The following is an 18,248-nucleotide window of genomic DNA, read 5'->3' on the forward strand; positions in this document are numbered from 1 at the left end:
ACATCACTATTTAGGTGATGCTTCTTATTTTGTAATGAAATTAATGATACCATTTCTTTTTCAAGAATAAACTGGCTTTTACCAAGAGTATTAACACAGGAACCTCTACCAATGGACCAATCACCCCTACAAATGCCTGCGGCGAATGAATGCCAAAGACCGAGATGGCCACAGCAATAGCCAGTTCAAAATTATTTCCGGTGGCGGTAAAGGCTATAGATGCATTTTTATCATAAGGGATTTTTAATGTTTTATTGATGATAAAACTTACAAAAAACATCAGGACAAAATAGATCACCAATGGGATTGCTACCTTAATGACATCCATTGGTAACTCCAGTATTTTAGACCCTTTTAAGCTAAACATCAGTACGATGGTAAATAATAAAGCATACAATGTTACAGGAGATATTTTAGGAACAAATTTCCTGTTGTACCAGTCTGCACCTTTTGATTGAATCAGAAAGTATCGGGTGAGAAAACCTGCCAGAAAAGGAATTCCCAGGTAGATGAGCACACTTTCTGTAATGTCTTTCATAGAAACATTCACATTAAAACTTGCCAGACCAAGTTGAGTAGGAAGTACATTGATAAACAGCCAAACCAGAAAACTGTAAGTGAACACCTGAAAGATGCTGTTTAAAGCCACCAATAATGCTGAATATTCTCTGTTGCCTTTGGCAAGATCATTCCAGACAATAACCATAGCGATACATCTGGCCAGCCCAATGAGTATTAAGCCTGACATATAATCCGGTTCATGCCTTAAAAAAATGATCGCAAGACCAAACATCAAAACCGGGCCAATAATCCAGTTTAGCAATAAAGAAATGCTGATTACTTTTTTATCTTTAAAAACCAATGGCAGAAGAGTATAGTCAACCTTGGCCAATGGCGGATACATCATCAAAATGAGTCCGATGGCCAGAGGAATATTGGTAGTTCCTACAGACTGAGAATTGATGAAACCAGGAATAGCAGGGAAAAAATGTCCCAAAGCAATCCCTATCCCCATAGCCATAAAGATCCATAAGGTAAGATAACGGTCAAGAAATTTTAATCTGGGCTGCATGATTATCTTTTTATTTTAGAAAAAACATAAAACATTTCTGCTGCAATTTGTAAGCTTCTTTCAGCATATACAGCTGTTTGTTCCGGGGTGTGATCTGAAACCTTAGGATCTTCAAACGTGATCGGAATTCTCTTTTCCGCACCGGGAATAAAAGGACATCCGCCATCTGCCTGCGAGCAGGTCATAATCGCTGCAAAACCGGATACAGGATTGAACGGACTATCATATTTTTTAGAAAAGCCAATGATCGGAAGGCTGTTATCATCATATTTTACAGCATATACAGGATTGGTAGTATCGGCAATGCTGAAAACTGAAAAACCTTGTTCTGCTAAAACTTCTGCGATCTTAGGAAACAATGCCGTTGTTTCTGTTCCTCCGGAATAGCAACGGACTTCCGGAATTGTAAAGAAAGAAGCCGCTGCCTGTGCCCATATCTGTGCCAGATGGCTTCGTCTTGAATTGTGAGTGCAGATAAAATTCAGGTTGATTTCCTGTTTATCATCCACTTTTTGCTGGATAAAGCTGATCAATGGTTCAAGAACCTCTTTTCTATCGCTATCTGTATTTTCCCATTTCAGAGATTGAATCGTGTTTAATAATTCCTTATACATAAGATTTTAATAAAATTAATTAGCAGCATCCTGATCCCGGAGTACAGGCTGATGTTGGGTTTACAGATAGTTCAGACAGGTTTTTCTTTTGTTTTTCGGAAGGAATTCCGCAGGCTTCCTGAGCAAGGCAGGCTGTTGTTTTGTTTTTCAGGATGAAGTTTTTCCCGTTAAATTCAAGGTCATATTTTCCAATGGTTTCTCCCTGATATTCAACTTCAATTTCGCTATCTTCTATCCCGAGTCTTTCTTCAGAAAGCTGAATGATATGAAGCAGTTTTCCAGGTTTTAAACGATGCTCATAATCATCGGCATCCCAGAGCTGGAAGTTGACCACTTTTTCATTTCTGATTACGCCGCCGCAATCGATGAAGTTTTTAATAATCTGTCCGACTTCCGTTACATGGAAATGTTCAGGAACAAAATGTCCGTTTTCCAATTGAAATTCTACATTTTCCAGGGTAGAAAGAATTTCTTTAATTTCTGATAGTCTCATAGTAGATTAAAATTTAGTGTTATAATTTTCTAGTGTTATATTGCAATATTACGATGTTTTTGTTCAAAAAAATGCCTTAACAGCATTGTTTTATACTAACATCCTGATTAAAAAACAGGTTGAATTCATTTTGAAACTGTTTCCAGTTGCTTTCATTAATGCAGTAGCATACAGATTTTCCTTCAATGGAACCTTTGATAATTCCAATATTCTTCAGCTCTTTTAAATGTTGGGAAATGGTAGCCTGAGCCAATCCAAGTTCTTCAACAAGATCATTACAGATACATGCTTTTTGATTAATGATATACTGTAAAATAGCGATTCTTGCCGGATGTCCCAAAACTTTAAGCAGAGAAGCCAGCTTATTTTGCTCGTCAGTATAAATTTCTGTTTTAGTAACTCCCATTGTTGTAATTTTATATTGCAATATTACGATGATAAATTAATATAACCATGAAAAAACTTATTAATTTCAGATAAATAAAATTAAATTATTGAATTTCAGTATATTAAAATTGTTTTGTTATGAATGATACAGTTGTAAATCAAAAAAGATGAAGCTTGTTTCCGCTTCATCTTTTGATTTGTTGTTACGGTAAACTAATCTTTTTACCTTGTTCCGGGAAGATATAATTTACCTTTAGAGGATTGTTTTTCAGTAGCTCTTTTTTGATAAGTTCTGGATTATCACCTGTCGGTTTTCTATGCGTAACTACTATATTAAGGCCTTCAAGGCTGCTTTGTCCTGTCTTTTCTTTGAGTTTGCTCAATTCCTCAATCAGCAGATTCGGAGTAAGGTGCCCGAACAGCAGATGTTCTGGCTGACTGTTGGGGAAAGAAACTTCAATTAATATCGTGTTGAGCTGTCTTTTTTTAACAAGTGGAGCTGTCCTATTCCAAAGTTGATCCAGACGGTCAGATTTTTCTATACGGTCTGCACCGGTATCTCCAAGATAAAGCAGATAATGATTTTCTCTTCTTACCAATGCGGCACTGCTTTTATATGGATTTACGTGGCTCAGTTCATAGCCTGTTATAAAAAAAGGTGTTTTAGGCGCTGGAATCTCAGTTCCTTCCTTGAGTTCATTATAATGGTATTTTCCAAGGATTGGTTTTTGTCCCTGATCTGCAAAATTGATCCAGGTATCTGTAATAAAGTAATGATTCTGTAAAATCTGAATCACAGGAGCTATGGCGAAAATATCTTTCTTGGAATCAGCCGGAGAATTGATGATAAGCCCTGACAAATGATCGAGATGACCGTGGGATACAAAATACCCTTTGATCTGATCTTTTAAAACCGTTTCTGCTGATCCTTCAAGACTTTTCAGTTCAATCGCTTTTCGTATTCCGGCATTTACGGTACCGGCATCCAGGCAGAGAAATGCATTGTCTTTTGGAGCGCCTACCAGATAGGCTGATAAATTGTCTTCCTGCTCACCACCATATATTCCTAAGGGAATTACATCAAAATTTTGTGCCTGGCAAACAATATTCAGAAGAACCAATAAAGAAAGTGCTGTTTTTTTCATAATACGTATAATAGAAAACCATCTTTTTCGGGATGGACAGAGCAAATTTACGCTATTTTTTGACGACTGAAGCCGTTTATCAGTAAAGCCTGCTGAAATGAGCAGGCTTTATTCTTACGATTATTTTATTGAGGTTGTTGCTGGGTGACACAATGCACCATTCCTCCATTGGCGAATAAATTACGGCAATCGATTCCAACTACCTGTTTACCAGGATAGAGCTGTTGGATGATGTTGTTGGCAACTGCATCATTCGGGTCATTATAATTAGGAACCAATACACGGTTATTGGCAATATAATAATTGATGTATGAGGCGCGGCCCACATTTTTCCCGTAAGTAGTGATCACATCATTTCTTGTTAAAGGTACTTTTACAAACTGATAGGCAGCTCCGGTTTTTGTGGTTGCATCATACAGTTTATCAATATCTCCATTGGGAACCTGCCAGTAGTTAAGATCGTCCGGATTCATTGTGATAATGGTAGATGAATTAGCAAATCGGGCAAACCCATCGATGTGCATGTCTGTGATATCCAGACCGGCTTTTCCATTCAGCCAGATAAATTTGGTTACTCCGAGGTTTTTAGTAAATATGGCTTCTGCCTGTTGTTGCGTCATTCCCGGATTTCTGTTATTATTCAGAATAGAACTTTTACAAGCCATCAACACTCCGTTTCCGTCAATTTCCACACTTCCTCCTTCATTGATCATGACTGAATTAAGATTGATTTTTGGTATATTGGTATCGGCTGCTATTTTTGAAGGTATTACGTTACATTTGCTGTAATCGGCTTTGTTTCCCCAGCCGTTAAATCCCCAGTCCTGAATGAATAACTGTCCGTTCTGATCTTTTACATAAATAGGACCGTTATCCCTTACCCAGAAATCATCCGTTGGATAAATTTTGAAGTTGATATTGGTAAGAGAAACTCCAGCATTGTTGAGCAGGCCTATAATACGATTCTTTTCTGCACCGTCATAAGCAATAATGTGAACTTTTTCACTTTGTACAAGTTCTTTGGTCATGGCTACCCAGGTGGCGTCCAGACGGTTTCGGTAGGTAGTTCCATATTGATACTGATGTGGCCACTGAAGCCAGGTTCCTTCATGGGGAGCTGATTCTTCAGGCATTTTGTAAACAATGGTTTCCGGATTTACCATACCCGGTAATTCTGTTAAGTCTGCTGATGAGCAGGATAATAGAAGAAGAGGTAATAATGGGAACATGATTTTCTTTTTTTGCATAACTGATCTATTTTTAACAGGGCAAAATTAGATCGATTGTTTTTCTTAAAGTTGTCCCAAATTGACAACTTACTTCAAAGGTAATAAAATATAGGTCAGTTGTTTTTCCTGATCATCTTCGTTTTCAGCATGATTTTCATACTTTTCAATGATAGGAGTGTGTGAAAACTCAAGACCTGAATTGAAAATCCAGCGTGAATAGATCTTCGTATACGTGTCGTCTATTGTTTCGTAGCTTCCATGATGGGTAAAGCGGGCATATTTACCTCCGAATATCATTTTTGAAGGTAGCTTTTTATTTCCGGACTGAACGGATGAGCATGCATCATAGCGGCAGTTGATTTCTGTTTTTATTAATGGTTCATCGGCTATAACTCCAAAATATTCTATCCCGGAGTCAGGGAAATCATTTTCCTTGAACTTTTCCCACAGCACTTCAATCTCTTCATTGTTATAATAGGTGTTCATGCTCTGATAATATACCTGCACAGGCTTCAGATATACAATTTCGGGTTCCAGTAAGACTTCTGAGATAACAGGGATGATGGCATCTCCACAAAGAAGTTGTTCCTTACTTTGTTTTGCAGCTTTAGGAGAAATCCCAAAATGTTGTTTAAAGGCTTTTGAAAAGGAAGCGATATTGGCAAAACCCACTTCAATGGCAATGGAGGTGAGATTTTCCTGAGTATAAAGAATCCGTTTATAGGCATTTTCTACTTTCAGCCTCTGTTGGAACGCACCTATTGTTTCCCCACAGCTGTACTTGAAAATGCGCTGGATATTCCGGTAAGAATAATGAGAAATGTCTTCCAGTTCCTTTACAGAAACAGGCTGATCATAATTCTTTTCCATGAAATTGATAACTCTGTAAATACAATTCAGGTTGTCTTCCATAAGCATTGAAATTGTCCGAAACTGGTGGTATGAAATAAATTACAAATAAAAGAAATAAAAAAAATATCTTGACAATATCGTATTTTAGCTTTCGGCAAAAATAGCTTTTAAAAAAAATGAATTTTACCGCTTTAAAACAAAAAACCAAAAAATACATTCAATATGGAAAAAGATTTGTCAGAATTAACCGATCAGGAGCTGATAGAGAAAAAAAGAACTATCGAAGCCAGAAATGTTGTGAATGCTATCATCCTGGGAGTATTGGCTGGAATTTCTATTTATAGTACCATAACCAAAGGGATCAGTTTCACTACTTTCTTACCGATACTTCTTGCTTTTTTTGTGGCCAACAGCTGGAATAAAGGAAAGAAAGGCTTGAAAAGGGAAATGGACTCCAGAAATGTGAAGTAATGCAGGAGTTTAACAGAAAAACAGAAATTGGTGCTGTAGCCTATTTTCGGTATTGCATCAGAAATGGAGATGTAAAAGGAGCATTAAGCTGTTTTCATCCTGAAGCAGTCTACATAGACCGCGATGGAAGAGAATGGAGAGGACCTGAGCAGATAGAAAGGGCAATGAATGAGATTTGTCGCTTAAAACTGGATATTCAGGGTGAAACTCCGCATATCACTGTTGTAAATGATCTGGCGATGTGGTAGGATCAGTGGGAAATAACGGGAACTGCTCCTGATGGGCATTCTATTCATATGACAGGCAATACTTCCTGTATCATGAAAAGAAATGAAGAAGGAGAGTGGCTATGGTTGGTTGACAATCCTTTCGGTTCTGCTGTGCTTAAAAATGACAATCTGGTATAAAGTCTTTCAGAAACAAATAAAAAACCTTCAGCTGAACTGAAGGTTTTACTTTTATAGTATTTTACTGATTTTTAGTTACGTAAGAATTGGCCAATCCCGGGAGAATCGAAAGTGAATGCATTCTGATTTTCAGATTTGTCAATTTTATTGCTGATCGTTAATGCCCAAAGCACCAGTTCTTTGCAGAAGTTCTGATCTTCTTTGCTCAATTCGGAAGCATTTTCTTCCACTACAGTTGTCAGAGGTTCTATCTTATCAAGTTTAGCATAGAATTCTTCATCCGTATCATTGTAATTAAGTTCTAAATGATTTTTGTTGAACCACCTGATCAGGTCAGTGTACGGTGTTTTGATCCCTTCTTTTTCCAGTTTTGAAATACGTGGGAACAGGCTTTCAAATTGGGTCATTACGGCTTTATCAATTAAGATTTTGGCTACGTAATCAGCACCTTCCTGTTCACCTTCATAGACCAGTTCGATTTTCCCTGTGATTGATGGAATGATCGACATGAAGTCAAGCAGACGTACAGTAGTTCTCTCTGCTCCGGATTCAATTAAACGTAATTTGGCTGCTGCCATTAAATTTTCCATAGCACTGATGGTAAGACGGGCACTGACACCACTTTTCGCATCCACATATTCGCTGATACGGGCTGCAAAAGCAACTTCTTCCAGGAGATCTTTCGCCAGATCAGGAATCTGGATCTGTGCTTTATCTTCAGCAGAAATCAGTGCTTCCTGTTCTGTAATTTGTCTTGCAAGAGCGATAGTTTTTGGATAATGGGTGAAAATCTGAGACCCGATCCTGTCTTTCAGCGGGGTTACAATACTTCCTCTGTTGGTATAGTCTTCCGGATTGGCTGTGAAAACAAACTGAATATCAAGCGGCATTCTCAGCTGGAATCCACGGATCTGAATATCTCCTTCCTGTAAAATATTAAACAGGGAAACCTGGATTCTGGCCTGCAGATCCGGCAATTCATTTAAAACAAAAATAGAGCGGTTGGCACGTGGAATCATTCCGTAATGTAAAACACGTTCATCGGAATAGGGTAGTTTCAAGGTAGCTGCTTTAATAGGGTCTATATCACCAATTAAATCTGCAACATTCACATCGGGAGTAGCCAGTTTTTCGTAGAAACGATGAGAACGGTGTACCCACGAAATTGGAGTTTCATCTCCTAATTCAGCAAGCAGATCTTTGGCAAACTTTGAAATGGGATGAAAAGGACTGTCATTAATTTCTGATCCCTTTACGATAGGCATATATTCATCAAGCAGATCAACCATGCTTCTTGCAATTCTGGTTTTTGCCTGGCCGCGTAGTCCCAATAAATTGATGTGGTGGCCGGCGAGTATTGCTTTTTTCAATTGCGGAACTACCGTGTCTTCATACCCCCAAAGTCCTTTAAATACGGGTTCTTTAGCTTTAATTCTTGCAATTAAATTGGCTTGGATTTCCTCATTAATTGTTTTATGAGTATAGCCGGTTTTTTTTAATTCTTTGAATGTAATATCGTTTTTCATTGTCTTGTAATACTATTTATCAGATCAGGTTTTTATTTTAAATCATTTAAATCTGATCTTTATATTCTTCTTATTCTGTTTTTCTCGTAATCTTCAAAAATCATCTGTCCTAAGCCTGATAGCCCTGTGAGGAATGCTTTTCCTTTGTTTTGAGCTGTGAATTCCTCCACAAACTGACGCAGATAAGGATCCTGAGCAATCATGAAGGTGGTGATAGGAATTTTCAGTTTTCTTGCCTGCGCTGCTCTGTTGAAACATTGGTTTACAATTTTTTCATCCAGACCAAAGCTGTTCATATAAAATTCACCACTAGGAAGCTGAATACAACTAGGTTTCCCATCGGTGATCATAAAAATCTGTTTGTTGGTATTTCTTTTTCTGCGCAGAATATCCATGGCCAGCTCAAGTCCGGCTACGGTATTGGTATGATAAGGGCCTACCTTCAGATAGGGAAGGTCTTTGATCTTAATGGGCCAGGCTTCGTTACCAAAAACAATAATATCAATGGAATCTTTCGGATATTTACGCTTGATCAATTCCACGAGTGCCATAGCTACTTTTTTGGCTGGTGTAATTCGGTCCTCACCATATAAAATCATAGAGTGGCTGATGTCGATCATCAGGACGGTACTCATTTGTGCCTTGTGTTTTGTTTCCTCTACGATGAGGTCTTCTTCTGTCAGGCGAAGGTCTGAGATTCCGTTGTTGATCTGTGCATTTTTTAAACTTTCCGTCATATTCACGGCGGCAAGATCATCTCCGTATTGGAAGGAACGGTTTTCGCCATCTCTTTCATCCCCGATTCCTGTTTTGTTGGTCCTGTGATTTCCGGCTCCGTTTTTCTTCAGTTTTCCAAAAATCTGATCCAATGCATATTCACGAAGAGCGGCTTCAAGTTTCGGAGTTAATATATTTTTACCTTTTCCACTTCCTGTGTTGCTTTCTTCAGGATCTTCTTCCCTAATGTAGCCTCGTTTTTTCAGATCTTCTTCAAAATCCTGAAGGGTGTATTCATCACTGAAAATATCATATTCCTGATCAAGCATGTCCAGCCACTCGAAAGCTTCTTCAATATCTCCGGAGGTGTGGGTAAGCAAATCTTTGAAAACATCAAAGATGCGGTCAAAATGTGATAATTCCTCCGGCACATGTTTACTGAATATAAATCCTTTTCCTGGATTAAAATTTTTATCTGTCATAAGATGATAAAGAGGTTTTGCAGTTATTTGCTTTTGAATATTTCAGAAAATGTAATGAATTGTCTGAAGTATTCTTTATTTCGTTTCAAACTGAAAAGTTATGAAAATATCATCGCAAGATTTCCGTAGAAAAATAGAAAATACTAATGATGGTGATATGGAATAAGAATATAACAGCTTGTTGTTTGTTAGAGCTTAAAAAGAATCTAAAATTAACTGCGGTTGTGAGTTACTGTCAAAATGGAAATAATAAAGCTCCGAATTATTCCGGAGCTTATTACACATCATCTTACTATTAATACATGGTTACCATCCTAAATAATATTCAGGATCTAACCAGTAGGGCCAGTCTAATTTAAAATGAGTCTGAAGCATTTTTTCTGCTTCACAGAAAGCACCTTCCACCCAGCCTTGCTGATCAGAATACGCTTCCCCGATAATATGAATCTGTTCATCCATCAACGGTTTTCTCATATAAGGCATCACATCTTTTACGGAGAAACCTGCTTTCCATGCATGATATCCTGCACCGTAAGGATCATCTGTCCAGTCTCTGAAATAGGTTACATACGGTTGAGGAATATCTACTCCGTGTAATTCTTTCAGCTGATTTATCAATTCATTCACCATGAATTCTGTAGCCTGGACATCGTCAAGCTTATGCAATTCTTCCAATGAGGCAGATCTTGCAGCTCTTACTTTAAACAGCACTTTGTCATCAGAAAGTGCTTTCCAGAATGTTTCTGTTTCCATATCACCATAGCTTCCCAATAGCATTGAGTTTTTAGTTTCAGTATCGGTACCGAAATAATAACATTGTCTCATAGGTAAGTCTGTAATAGAATGCCCGGAATCAATCCCCAGATCTCTCCACCACGGACCTTCAAAACCCATAAGGATTTTAAATGCGGGCTCCATGATGATGGAACGGATATTTTCGTTCAGTTTCTGGTGTCTGTTGGCATCAAAAAAGAAGTTATTCTGATCCAGAAGTTCAAGTGATTTTCTTGGCATACCCAATACGATTGAATTGGCATACACTTTCCATGTTTCGTTGCTTTGTATATTCAGGAAAGTTAATTCGTATTTATGGGTAGCGGTCAAATGATGATCTTTGGTGAAAGTAATCAGCTTGTTTTCAGACCAGATGCGTGCTCCTTCATATTCCATATAAGTGTTGGCTACTGCATAGGCAATACTGTCATAGCCTTCCTCAATGGTTTTGTAGGTAGTATCAGCAGAGAAATCTCCTACCATATACGGAAACGCTTCTGCAGAATTCCAGTTGATGGTATTGGAATAATATCCTCCGGCATTTGCTAAGAACTCATATCCTTCCTGAGAAACCTGGTCTTTGATTAAGTTCCAGAAACCAATATCGTTTACCAGGCGTTTGTCATAAGGAGAACCCGGGAAATTGTAAACCATTCTTGGTTTTATAGCATCCCAGTCTCGGCTGGTCAGTTTGAAAGTGTAATCATAACCATTAGGATCAGCAGTAATCAGATCTTTATAGGTTGCAGCTACCCATGGGTCTGCCATTAAAACATTATATATAATTTTGTTGAATAACTGATCAGAGCTGAAACCTTCATCATTTTCATTCAGATAGTAGCGTGTAATCAGTTTATTGCCTTGTTTCTGTTCTTCTGTCCATGCATTCTGTTTGAAACGCTCTTTTCTGATGTACATCAACAGTTTGTCAGGGTCTCCCATATGGAAAGGAATAGGAGTCATTTTATCTTTCAGAACAGGGGTTCTTTTGCTCAGATCTGTTTCTTTCAATGGGTAACCTTCAATCAGAGTTGTTACAATTTCCTGAGAAGTCAGATAACGCATTCCTCCGAGTTCACCCCAGAAATTCATTCCCGGCATCATGACAGATTCCAGTCTTCCTCCTAATTTGTCACTCATATCGAAGATCTGGACTTCATGACCTTTGTATTTTTGGTCTGCTACCAAGCGAAAGGCTGTATATAATCCGGAAGTTCCGGCACCGATAATGGCTACTTCTACTTTCAGATCGCGCTGCATTCCTGGATACAGCGGTGTATTTTTGTTGACGTTTTCTTGATTCATGGTTTTATAATTTTTAAAGGGCTAAGAAATATTTATATCCTAATCGGAAGGGGGTAATATCGAAATCTGTATGTCCATCCAAGGCAAGATCCGACATGATTTTTCCTAAGAAAGGAGTGAATTTGGCTGCCCATCCGGTAGCGTACACCACAATGTTTTTATGGTTGGGAACATAAGACGGAGCAAAATCAATCAGTAGTTCTTTATTAGGAATTGTACTCAAAGCGATAAGGCATGTTGAAGTATATTCCGGAACGATGCTGAGTCCGCTCATATGATTCTTAATCCATTCTGAAGTATAAGCCAGTTCCTGAGGGTTGGGAATTAGTGTTCTGTCACTCGGTTCTTCCAAAGGTTTGATTACAAAATCCGGTGCTACACGAATGTATTCGGGATGATCCCATTCCACGGAAGGAAAGCCGTAGAATTGATTGCCGTTTTCTCCGCTTGCATTCTGAAATACAAACCATGTTGGATATTGTATCGTAGGGTCGGTCTTTTTAAAATAAGCAGAAGACATATTCCAGTAAGTGGCTTCTATTTTAAAATCAAGCAGATTGATCACACTGTTGATATAAGGTCCGGGAATGATGGCCAGTTTTTTAGCGATATAAATTCCGTTGGGTGTAGTAAGCTCAAAAAGATCACCGTTTTGTTTAATTTCAAGCACCGGAGAATCTTCTCTGAGTTCTACGGTTTCTTCCTTCTGACAAAGAGCTAAAAGTGTTTCAATAGTTGCTTTAAAATTGATGCTGGCACCATCAGGTTGGAACAGGCCTGTATAATTATCCGGTAAATTTTTGAAATGATACTGCTCTTCAATTTCCTTTGATGTTAAAGTCGTATAAGGAACTCCTAAAGCCTGTAATGCTTTTTCTGCCTCCGCAATATTTCCTTCAGTGGAGTGTACTTCAGGGTCTCCAAACCAAAGTGTTCCAACTTTATCCAGCAATTGGGCGTCTGTCTTTTTCTGCAATTCATCCCAATAAGGCTGTGCCTCTAAAGCCATTTGTACCATATATTCATCCGGATAAGGAATCCGGAACTGGCGTGATACTCCTGCAGAGCTGCCTAATTGATTCACAAAAGTATATTGTTCCAGTACTAAAGTCTTAGCCTGACGCTGACCGAGATGATAAGCTGTAGCCAGTCCTATTGCTCCTCCGCCAATGACGATTACGTCGTAGTTTTCTGTAATCATAGGTTATTTTGTTTTATGTTTTATAATCGTAAGAAGAAATACAGAAAAGTAAAGACATCCATATGAAGGAATGAACCCTCATTACTAATTTTTAATACTCTCTGAATCTTATTTACTACGATAGTTTAAGTGTTGAGACCAATCTTCCGGTACATGTGAATATTCTGGTTTTCCATTGAATAGTGTCACGGTTAATAAGCCTTTCAAAGTAACAAAGAAGAGCATATATCTTCTTAGAGTGTTAATTACCAAATGTGGTATTGAGTAGAAATACGGAATGCCAGGAAATCCATATCCAGAAGGCTGTTTCAATAATTACAAGGTGGATATGGAATAAGTGGTCTATGAGTTATATGCTCATTTTTTTGACTTATTGTTTACTATTTGTAATAAAATGAACAGAAAAATAATATTTTACTGAGCCTCAACTTTTTGCAATTGATCTAAAAAAATAGATTTACATACATAAAACTGAATGTTTACAAAGCATTTTAATAGTAAAAAAAAATAAATTCTGTGAGTTTAATCAAATATTCATTATTATAAGAAGACAAAAATTACTTTAACTTTGCCAATTGAATGATGTATGCATATTATGAAATTATTGAAAATAATGCTATATTGTTAAAGGCTAATATCTAATGGACTTATGTCATCAGGAAATTAATTTAACTGATAAACAAATATGAAAAATAAATTCTTAAATTTTAAATTGAGAAAACTTGTTCATTACTCTTTGATCCTTTGTATTTTACTGATACAGGTCATTATTGCCACATTTTTCTACAATGAATTTGTCAATGGGAAGAAGCTGAAGTTTATTAAAGATCAGCTTGAGGAAAGCCGTGCATTGGGAGGATTGACTGATAATTCCAGGAAAGATTTCATGGATGCACAGGATCATCTTCAAAAATATATGGCGACTCAGGATAATAATGATCTGCAGCTCTATTTCCAGTCATTGAGAAAGCTTAAGACTAATTTTGATAAAATTGGTGAATATGAAAATACAAGTCCGAGACTGAAAAAAAATCTGGCGCTTCGTAGCAAGGATACCTTAAAGACTGCAAAATTGAAGACATTGATAGATTCAGTGTACCAGACTTCTCTGAATCCACCGGCAAAAATTGAGGATAAGCAGTATGAGCCTGCCAAGTATAAAAATGATTTTGAAGATTTCAAGATTCAAACCCGTACGTATGCGGATACGGTTAAAAAGAAAGGCTTTTTCGGGCGTTTAAAAGATGCGGTAACAGGGAAAGTAGATGTTCAGAAGGAGAGTACGGTGATTACGATGACCAATAATAAAACTATAGATCTTTCTCAGGTAAAATCCAAAATGGACAATACGATAAAATCTATAGACAAGCATTATGCAGCTGAAGTAAAAAAGGTTCAGCTCCTTGCAGCCATTAGTCAGAAAAATAACTTACAGTTTTACAGCAATTTCAGTAAACTGTTGGTGTACAGTAATAACTTAATAGAAGTATACGAAAATGCTATCAAAGATTTTAAATCTGAACTGGAAAGAGAATACAACGAGCAGAGTTCGAATAATAACAAGATAAGGACTTATCTCGTATTGGGACTGATGATTCTGATGTTTATTGTTTCTATTCTGATCATGTATTTTACAAGAATGGCTTTTGTTTATGAACAAAAACTGGATGCAGCCAATAAGGAAATTAAAAAGAACCTTAATTTCAAAAACAGGATTTTGGGAATGTTAAGTCATGACTTGAGATCTCCTTTGAAAATCATCAATATTTTCATAGATAAAATTCACAGATCTACTGAAGATGAGACGATAAAGGATTATCTTAAATCCATCAAGTTTACCAACAGCACTTTGCTTCTGCAATCTAACCAGATTCTGGAATACACTAAAAATGAAAATGCAGAAAAAGAACTTATAAAATCTGTTTTTAACCTTAAAGATGAGATCAGTTCTATTGTAAAGGTCATTACTCCTTATCTGGAAACGAGAAACAACAGGTTTGCGGTCACAGACAGAATCCCTGAAAATCTAGTAGTGTATTCGGATAATATCAGAATCAATCAGATTTTTATGAATATTCTGGGAAATGCCAACAAGTTTACAGAAAACGGACAGATTGATCTTGTATTGGCTACAGAATCCCTTGGAGACAATAAAATTACCCTGATCACAACAGTAGCAGATACCGGAGTAGGAATATCAGAAGCTGATCTCGGTAAAATTTTTGATCCTTATTATCAGGGAATGGTTTCTGATGAAGTGGATAATCTGGGAGCGGGACTTGGGCTTAATCTGGTAAAAGAAATTGTAGAACTTTTCGATGGCGATATATCTGTGGAAAGCAAATTGCATAAAGGAACTAAAGTGACATTCAGGATCAATTTAAATAGTAATAATAATGGAAACACCAATTCAAAATAAAGAGATTATATTCCTTCTGGCAGACGACCACAGTATTGTACGTCAGGGAATGGAAATTGTGATCAGTGATATTGTTCCTGACGCTAAAGTGTATCAGACTTCATCCCTACATCAGGTCTTGGAGCTCATAGAATCAAAAGGAATAGAGATGGCTATCATTGATGCCCATTTCCCGGACGGAAACAGTCTTCATATTTTACCTCAGATGAAAAGTGTAAATCCTGATATTAAAATTTTGATTTTTACAGGACTTGAAGAAGAGTTGCATGGTCTTAAATTCATCAAAGCCGGTGCTGATGGTTATCTGAGTAAACTGAGTGAAGAGGAAGAGGTAAGGGAAGCGATCACGGCCTTTATCGAGAAGGGTGAATATTTCTCTGCTCTTTTACGAAATCTATTGGTACAGTTTGTTTACAACCCGGATCTGATAAGTCCCCTCAACATTTTAACCAAAAGAGAAATGGAGATTGCAGAACTTTATGCTGAAGGGTATGGAAACCTGGAAATTTCAAACAGTCTGAATATCAAACAAAATACAGTAAGCACAATCAAAAAGAATATTTTTGAAAAACTAAAGATCGAAAATATAGTTGAGCTGGTAGAGCTTGTCAAAACCCATCATAAACTATAGTGTTTCAGGATAATCACCACTTCAATGAGTCAGGATATTATATTTCATCGATAAATATCTATAAGTCGATCGATATGTATCGATGGGGTTTATAGGGAATTTTATTTGAGAATGTTGTTCCTTTGTACTATGAAATTTAAGTAATGAAAAAGCAACTGAGAAATGCTTTTTAACTTCTGAAGTTTCAAACACAAAAACAACAAATGATTATAACTATACAAATAATAAAACTGTAGTTATAGAAACACAAATGATGAAAAATTAATAAACACTGATGAAATTAGAAGTGTATGAATAACCTTAACCGGACTTCTTAAAAAAGCCAAATGATCAAAAAAAACACAAACACATATAGTGAGGTTCAGTGATAGGTTACATTACAAACACAAAAAGGAGGCATACAGCCTCCTTTTTGCGTTTTTTATCAAATGATAAACAAATGCTGCCATCGATGCTTTAGTTTTGCATCAAAAAAAGATGTCAGGAGAAAAAGACTTAGCGGTACTGATTCAGAATATGGAACCCGTATTGAATAGAGGAGAATATGTATTTTGTACTGTTGAAACTTTAGGTGGAATACAGGATATCGATAGAATTCTGTTTTTCTTTCGGGAAACTGAAGCGGTCACTATTGTTTTAGAAAAAAATATTGCAGATGAATGGTCTTTAGACTACAGTTATATTTCTTCCTGGATTACCTTGAATATTCACTCTTCTCTGGAAGCGGTAGGACTTACTGCAGCTTTTGCCAATGCTTTGAGAAAGGAGAATATTAGTTGTAACGTAGTGGCAGCTTATTTTCATGATCATATTTTTGTAGCAGTAAAAGACGCTGAAAAAGCAATGGATGCCCTTGATGCATTGAGATCAGCTCAGGAACTTTAAACATTGTTTTGAGTTTTTACTTTTTATTTTCACCTTGTAAAATGTCTAATTGGGCGGCTAAAATGTCCTGTTGATAAAGCTTATAAGTGTTCTTCCTGTTTTTGTGTTTTATGTTTGCACCATAATCATACAAAAATAAACGACAATGAAAACAATCAGAAAAATCTCAGCCGTAAGCTTATTATGTTTAACTCTTTTTACGGTAGTGACCGTATCCTGCACTGAAGAAAATGAGCCTCCCACGACACAGGAGATACAAAATAACAGCCACCAAACTGCCAAAACCCAATTCATAACTGTTAAAGGAAATGCCATTGCCTACCGTGTTTTAGGAAAAGAAGACGGAGTTCCTCTGGTTCTTCTTCCGGGATTGGGAGGTTCAATGGATGACTGGGATCCTGCAGTGACTGATGGACTGGCCAAGAAGTATAAGGTAATTATCTTTGACAATAAAGGTGTTGCTTCTTCAAAAGGAACAACGCCCAATACGGTTCAGGCGATGGCTGATGATGCTGTAGATTTTATTAAAGCTCTACATTATACCAAAGTGAATATCATGGGATTTTCAATGGGTGGATTTATTGCACAGAGAATAGTACTGACTAACCCTTCACTGATCAATAAAGTGATTTTAACAGGTACAGGCCCACAGGGAGCAATCGGGTTATCTAATCTTCCCAATATTATTGCAGGAACAGCCGGATTAAGCCCGGAAGCTTCATTTCTGAAATTCGGTTTTACAGAATCTGCTCAAAGTATTGCAGAAGGAAAAGCATCTTTCGCAAGGGTTCAGCTTCGTACTACGGATAGGGATCTTTCTTTAAGTGATGCCACTTCAAACTCGCAGTTTACCGCTGTATTGAGTTGGGCTCAACCTAATCCTGATGCCCTTACAGAAATACAAAAAATCAAAAATCCGGTACTGATTGTTCATGGTGAAAACGACCTTCCGGTATCTGTTCAGAATGCGAAAAATATGGCTCAGCATTTAGACCATGCAGAACTGGTAATTTTCCCGGATTCAGGACACGCTTCTTTCTATCAATATCATGATGCCTTTGTTGGAAAAGCCATTGAATTCCTTGGAGAATAAATTAAAATAATATCAATATATTTATGAAAAACTCGCTGAAGTCCTCAGCGAGTTTTGTGTTGATGGATAAAAAATTAACTGAATTTCTTCACAGCCTCTTCACTCACTGGAGTAAAAAAGTTAATCATATTGCCATCCGGATCACAGAACAGGAGAGATCTGTTTCCCCAGGGCATTGTTGTGGGCTCTTGAATAATTTCGGAAGCTATACTTTTGATTCTTTCATATTCTTCGTCAACATTTTTAACCAAAAACTCAATGATGGTTGATTTTGTTCCTGCAAAATCGGTAAGACCTTCCGAGAACATTTTCATTGTTCGTGTACTTCCGACAGCGATCGTAATAGAATCGGTAGAAAGTTCTGCAAAATCTTCCGTATACCATGTGGCAGTTATACCCAAGATCTGTTCATAAAATGCTACTGTTGCTTTAATGTCTTTGCTGATCATTCTCAATGAGGTAAGTTTCATAAGGATACTTATTTGTTTAAACTAATTATAAGCAAAGGTAACAGGTGTTTATGACAACAGACTGTCAGTAGAAAT

Annotated in this window: 18 protein-coding genes; 6 read left to right on the forward strand and 12 right to left on the reverse strand. The window is 37.2% G+C overall.

The genetic code is table 11. The features are described from left to right. Positions 1-40: 40 nt before the first annotated feature. From arsB to DEU39_RS01980, 7 genes are all read right to left on the reverse strand, one after another. A complete protein-coding gene (gene arsB / locus DEU39_RS01950) occupies positions 41-1,072 on the reverse strand; it encodes an ACR3 family arsenite efflux transporter (RefSeq protein WP_120230744.1) in 1,032 nt (343 codons plus the stop codon). A 2-nt stretch (positions 1,073-1,074) separates the two neighbouring features. Further along, positions 1,075-1,686, reverse strand: a complete 612-nt coding sequence (locus DEU39_RS01955) for a low molecular weight phosphatase family protein (protein ID WP_062670551.1) — start codon at positions 1,684-1,686, stop codon at positions 1,075-1,077. Between the two features lie 19 nt (positions 1,687-1,705). Then, a complete protein-coding gene (locus tag DEU39_RS01960; protein WP_120230745.1) occupies positions 1,706-2,179 on the reverse strand; it encodes a DUF6428 family protein in 474 nt (157 codons plus the stop codon). 76 nt (positions 2,180-2,255) lie between these two features. Then, positions 2,256-2,585, reverse strand: coding sequence for an ArsR/SmtB family transcription factor (locus DEU39_RS01965; RefSeq protein ID WP_062670547.1), 330 nt, complete (start codon positions 2,583-2,585; stop codon positions 2,256-2,258). A gap of 184 nt (positions 2,586-2,769) precedes the next feature. Beyond that, positions 2,770-3,711, reverse strand: coding sequence for a 3',5'-cyclic-nucleotide phosphodiesterase (locus DEU39_RS01970; RefSeq protein WP_120230746.1), 942 nt, complete (start codon positions 3,709-3,711; stop codon positions 2,770-2,772). Positions 3,712-3,836: 125 nt separating this feature from the next. Beyond that, positions 3,837-4,958, reverse strand: a complete 1,122-nt coding sequence (locus DEU39_RS01975) for an agmatine/peptidylarginine deiminase (RefSeq protein ID WP_062670542.1) — start codon at positions 4,956-4,958, stop codon at positions 3,837-3,839. A gap of 69 nt (positions 4,959-5,027) precedes the next feature. Then, the gene (locus DEU39_RS01980) at positions 5,028-5,852 is read right to left on the reverse strand and encodes a GyrI-like domain-containing protein (RefSeq protein WP_120232178.1); all 825 of its coding nucleotides are present in this window, start codon (positions 5,850-5,852) and stop codon (positions 5,028-5,030) included. A gap of 162 nt (positions 5,853-6,014) precedes the next feature. Here DEU39_RS01980 and DEU39_RS01985 point away from each other — a divergent pair, with 162 nt between their 5' ends. Further along, the gene (locus DEU39_RS01985) at positions 6,015-6,263 is read left to right on the forward strand and encodes a hypothetical protein (protein WP_062670538.1); all 249 of its coding nucleotides are present in this window, start codon (positions 6,015-6,017) and stop codon (positions 6,261-6,263) included. Next, complete coding sequence (locus tag DEU39_RS01990; RefSeq protein WP_120230747.1) at positions 6,263-6,511, forward strand: YybH family protein; 249 nt, start codon at positions 6,263-6,265, stop codon at positions 6,509-6,511. The genes DEU39_RS01985 and DEU39_RS01990 overlap by 1 nt, the downstream gene beginning before the upstream one ends. Positions 6,512-6,741: 230 nt before the next feature. Here DEU39_RS01990 and DEU39_RS01995 read toward each other — a convergent pair whose 3' ends face one another. From DEU39_RS01995 to DEU39_RS02010, 4 genes are all read right to left on the reverse strand, one after another. Further along, a complete protein-coding gene (locus DEU39_RS01995) occupies positions 6,742-8,196 on the reverse strand; it encodes a sigma 54-interacting transcriptional regulator (RefSeq protein ID WP_120230748.1) in 1,455 nt (484 codons plus the stop codon). A gap of 59 nt (positions 8,197-8,255) precedes the next feature. Next, on the reverse strand, positions 8,256-9,395 hold the full coding sequence (locus DEU39_RS02000) for a vWA domain-containing protein (RefSeq protein WP_120230749.1): 1,140 nt from the start codon (positions 9,393-9,395) through the stop codon (positions 8,256-8,258). Between the two features lie 306 nt (positions 9,396-9,701). Continuing rightward, entirely contained in the window at positions 9,702-11,474 is a 1,773-nt protein-coding gene (locus tag DEU39_RS02005) for a flavin monoamine oxidase family protein (RefSeq protein ID WP_120230750.1), read from the reverse strand. A 13-nt stretch (positions 11,475-11,487) separates the two neighbouring features. Continuing rightward, positions 11,488-12,675, reverse strand: coding sequence for an FAD-dependent oxidoreductase (locus DEU39_RS02010; RefSeq protein ID WP_062670528.1), 1,188 nt, complete (start codon positions 12,673-12,675; stop codon positions 11,488-11,490). Between the two features lie 685 nt (positions 12,676-13,360). Between DEU39_RS02010 and DEU39_RS02015 the strand changes: the two genes are divergently transcribed. From DEU39_RS02015 to DEU39_RS02030, 4 genes are all read left to right on the forward strand, one after another. After that, the gene (locus DEU39_RS02015; protein WP_120230751.1) at positions 13,361-15,094 is read left to right on the forward strand and encodes a sensor histidine kinase; all 1,734 of its coding nucleotides are present in this window, start codon (positions 13,361-13,363) and stop codon (positions 15,092-15,094) included. After that, a complete protein-coding gene (locus tag DEU39_RS02020) occupies positions 15,072-15,725 on the forward strand; it encodes a response regulator transcription factor (protein WP_120230752.1) in 654 nt (217 codons plus the stop codon). Before DEU39_RS02015 ends, DEU39_RS02020 begins: the two co-directional genes overlap by 23 nt. A gap of 477 nt (positions 15,726-16,202) precedes the next feature. Then, positions 16,203-16,610: an ACT domain-containing protein gene (locus DEU39_RS02025; protein WP_062670523.1), complete on the forward strand. Its 408-nt coding sequence runs from the start codon at positions 16,203-16,205 to the stop codon at positions 16,608-16,610. Positions 16,611-16,755: 145 nt separating this feature from the next. Beyond that, positions 16,756-17,703 carry an alpha/beta fold hydrolase gene (locus DEU39_RS02030; protein WP_120230753.1) on the forward strand — a complete coding sequence of 316 codons (948 nt, stop codon included), beginning with the start codon at positions 16,756-16,758 and terminating at the stop codon, positions 17,701-17,703. A gap of 74 nt (positions 17,704-17,777) precedes the next feature. On the opposite strand, the gene DEU39_RS02035 is transcribed toward DEU39_RS02030, so the two are convergent. Further along, the gene (locus DEU39_RS02035; protein WP_120230754.1) at positions 17,778-18,173 is read right to left on the reverse strand and encodes a VOC family protein; all 396 of its coding nucleotides are present in this window, start codon (positions 18,171-18,173) and stop codon (positions 17,778-17,780) included. Positions 18,174-18,248 lie beyond the last annotated feature (75 nt).

The organism is Chryseobacterium sp. AG363, assembly GCF_003610675.1.
Classification (GTDB): domain Bacteria; phylum Bacteroidota; class Bacteroidia; order Flavobacteriales; family Weeksellaceae; genus Chryseobacterium; species Chryseobacterium cucumeris.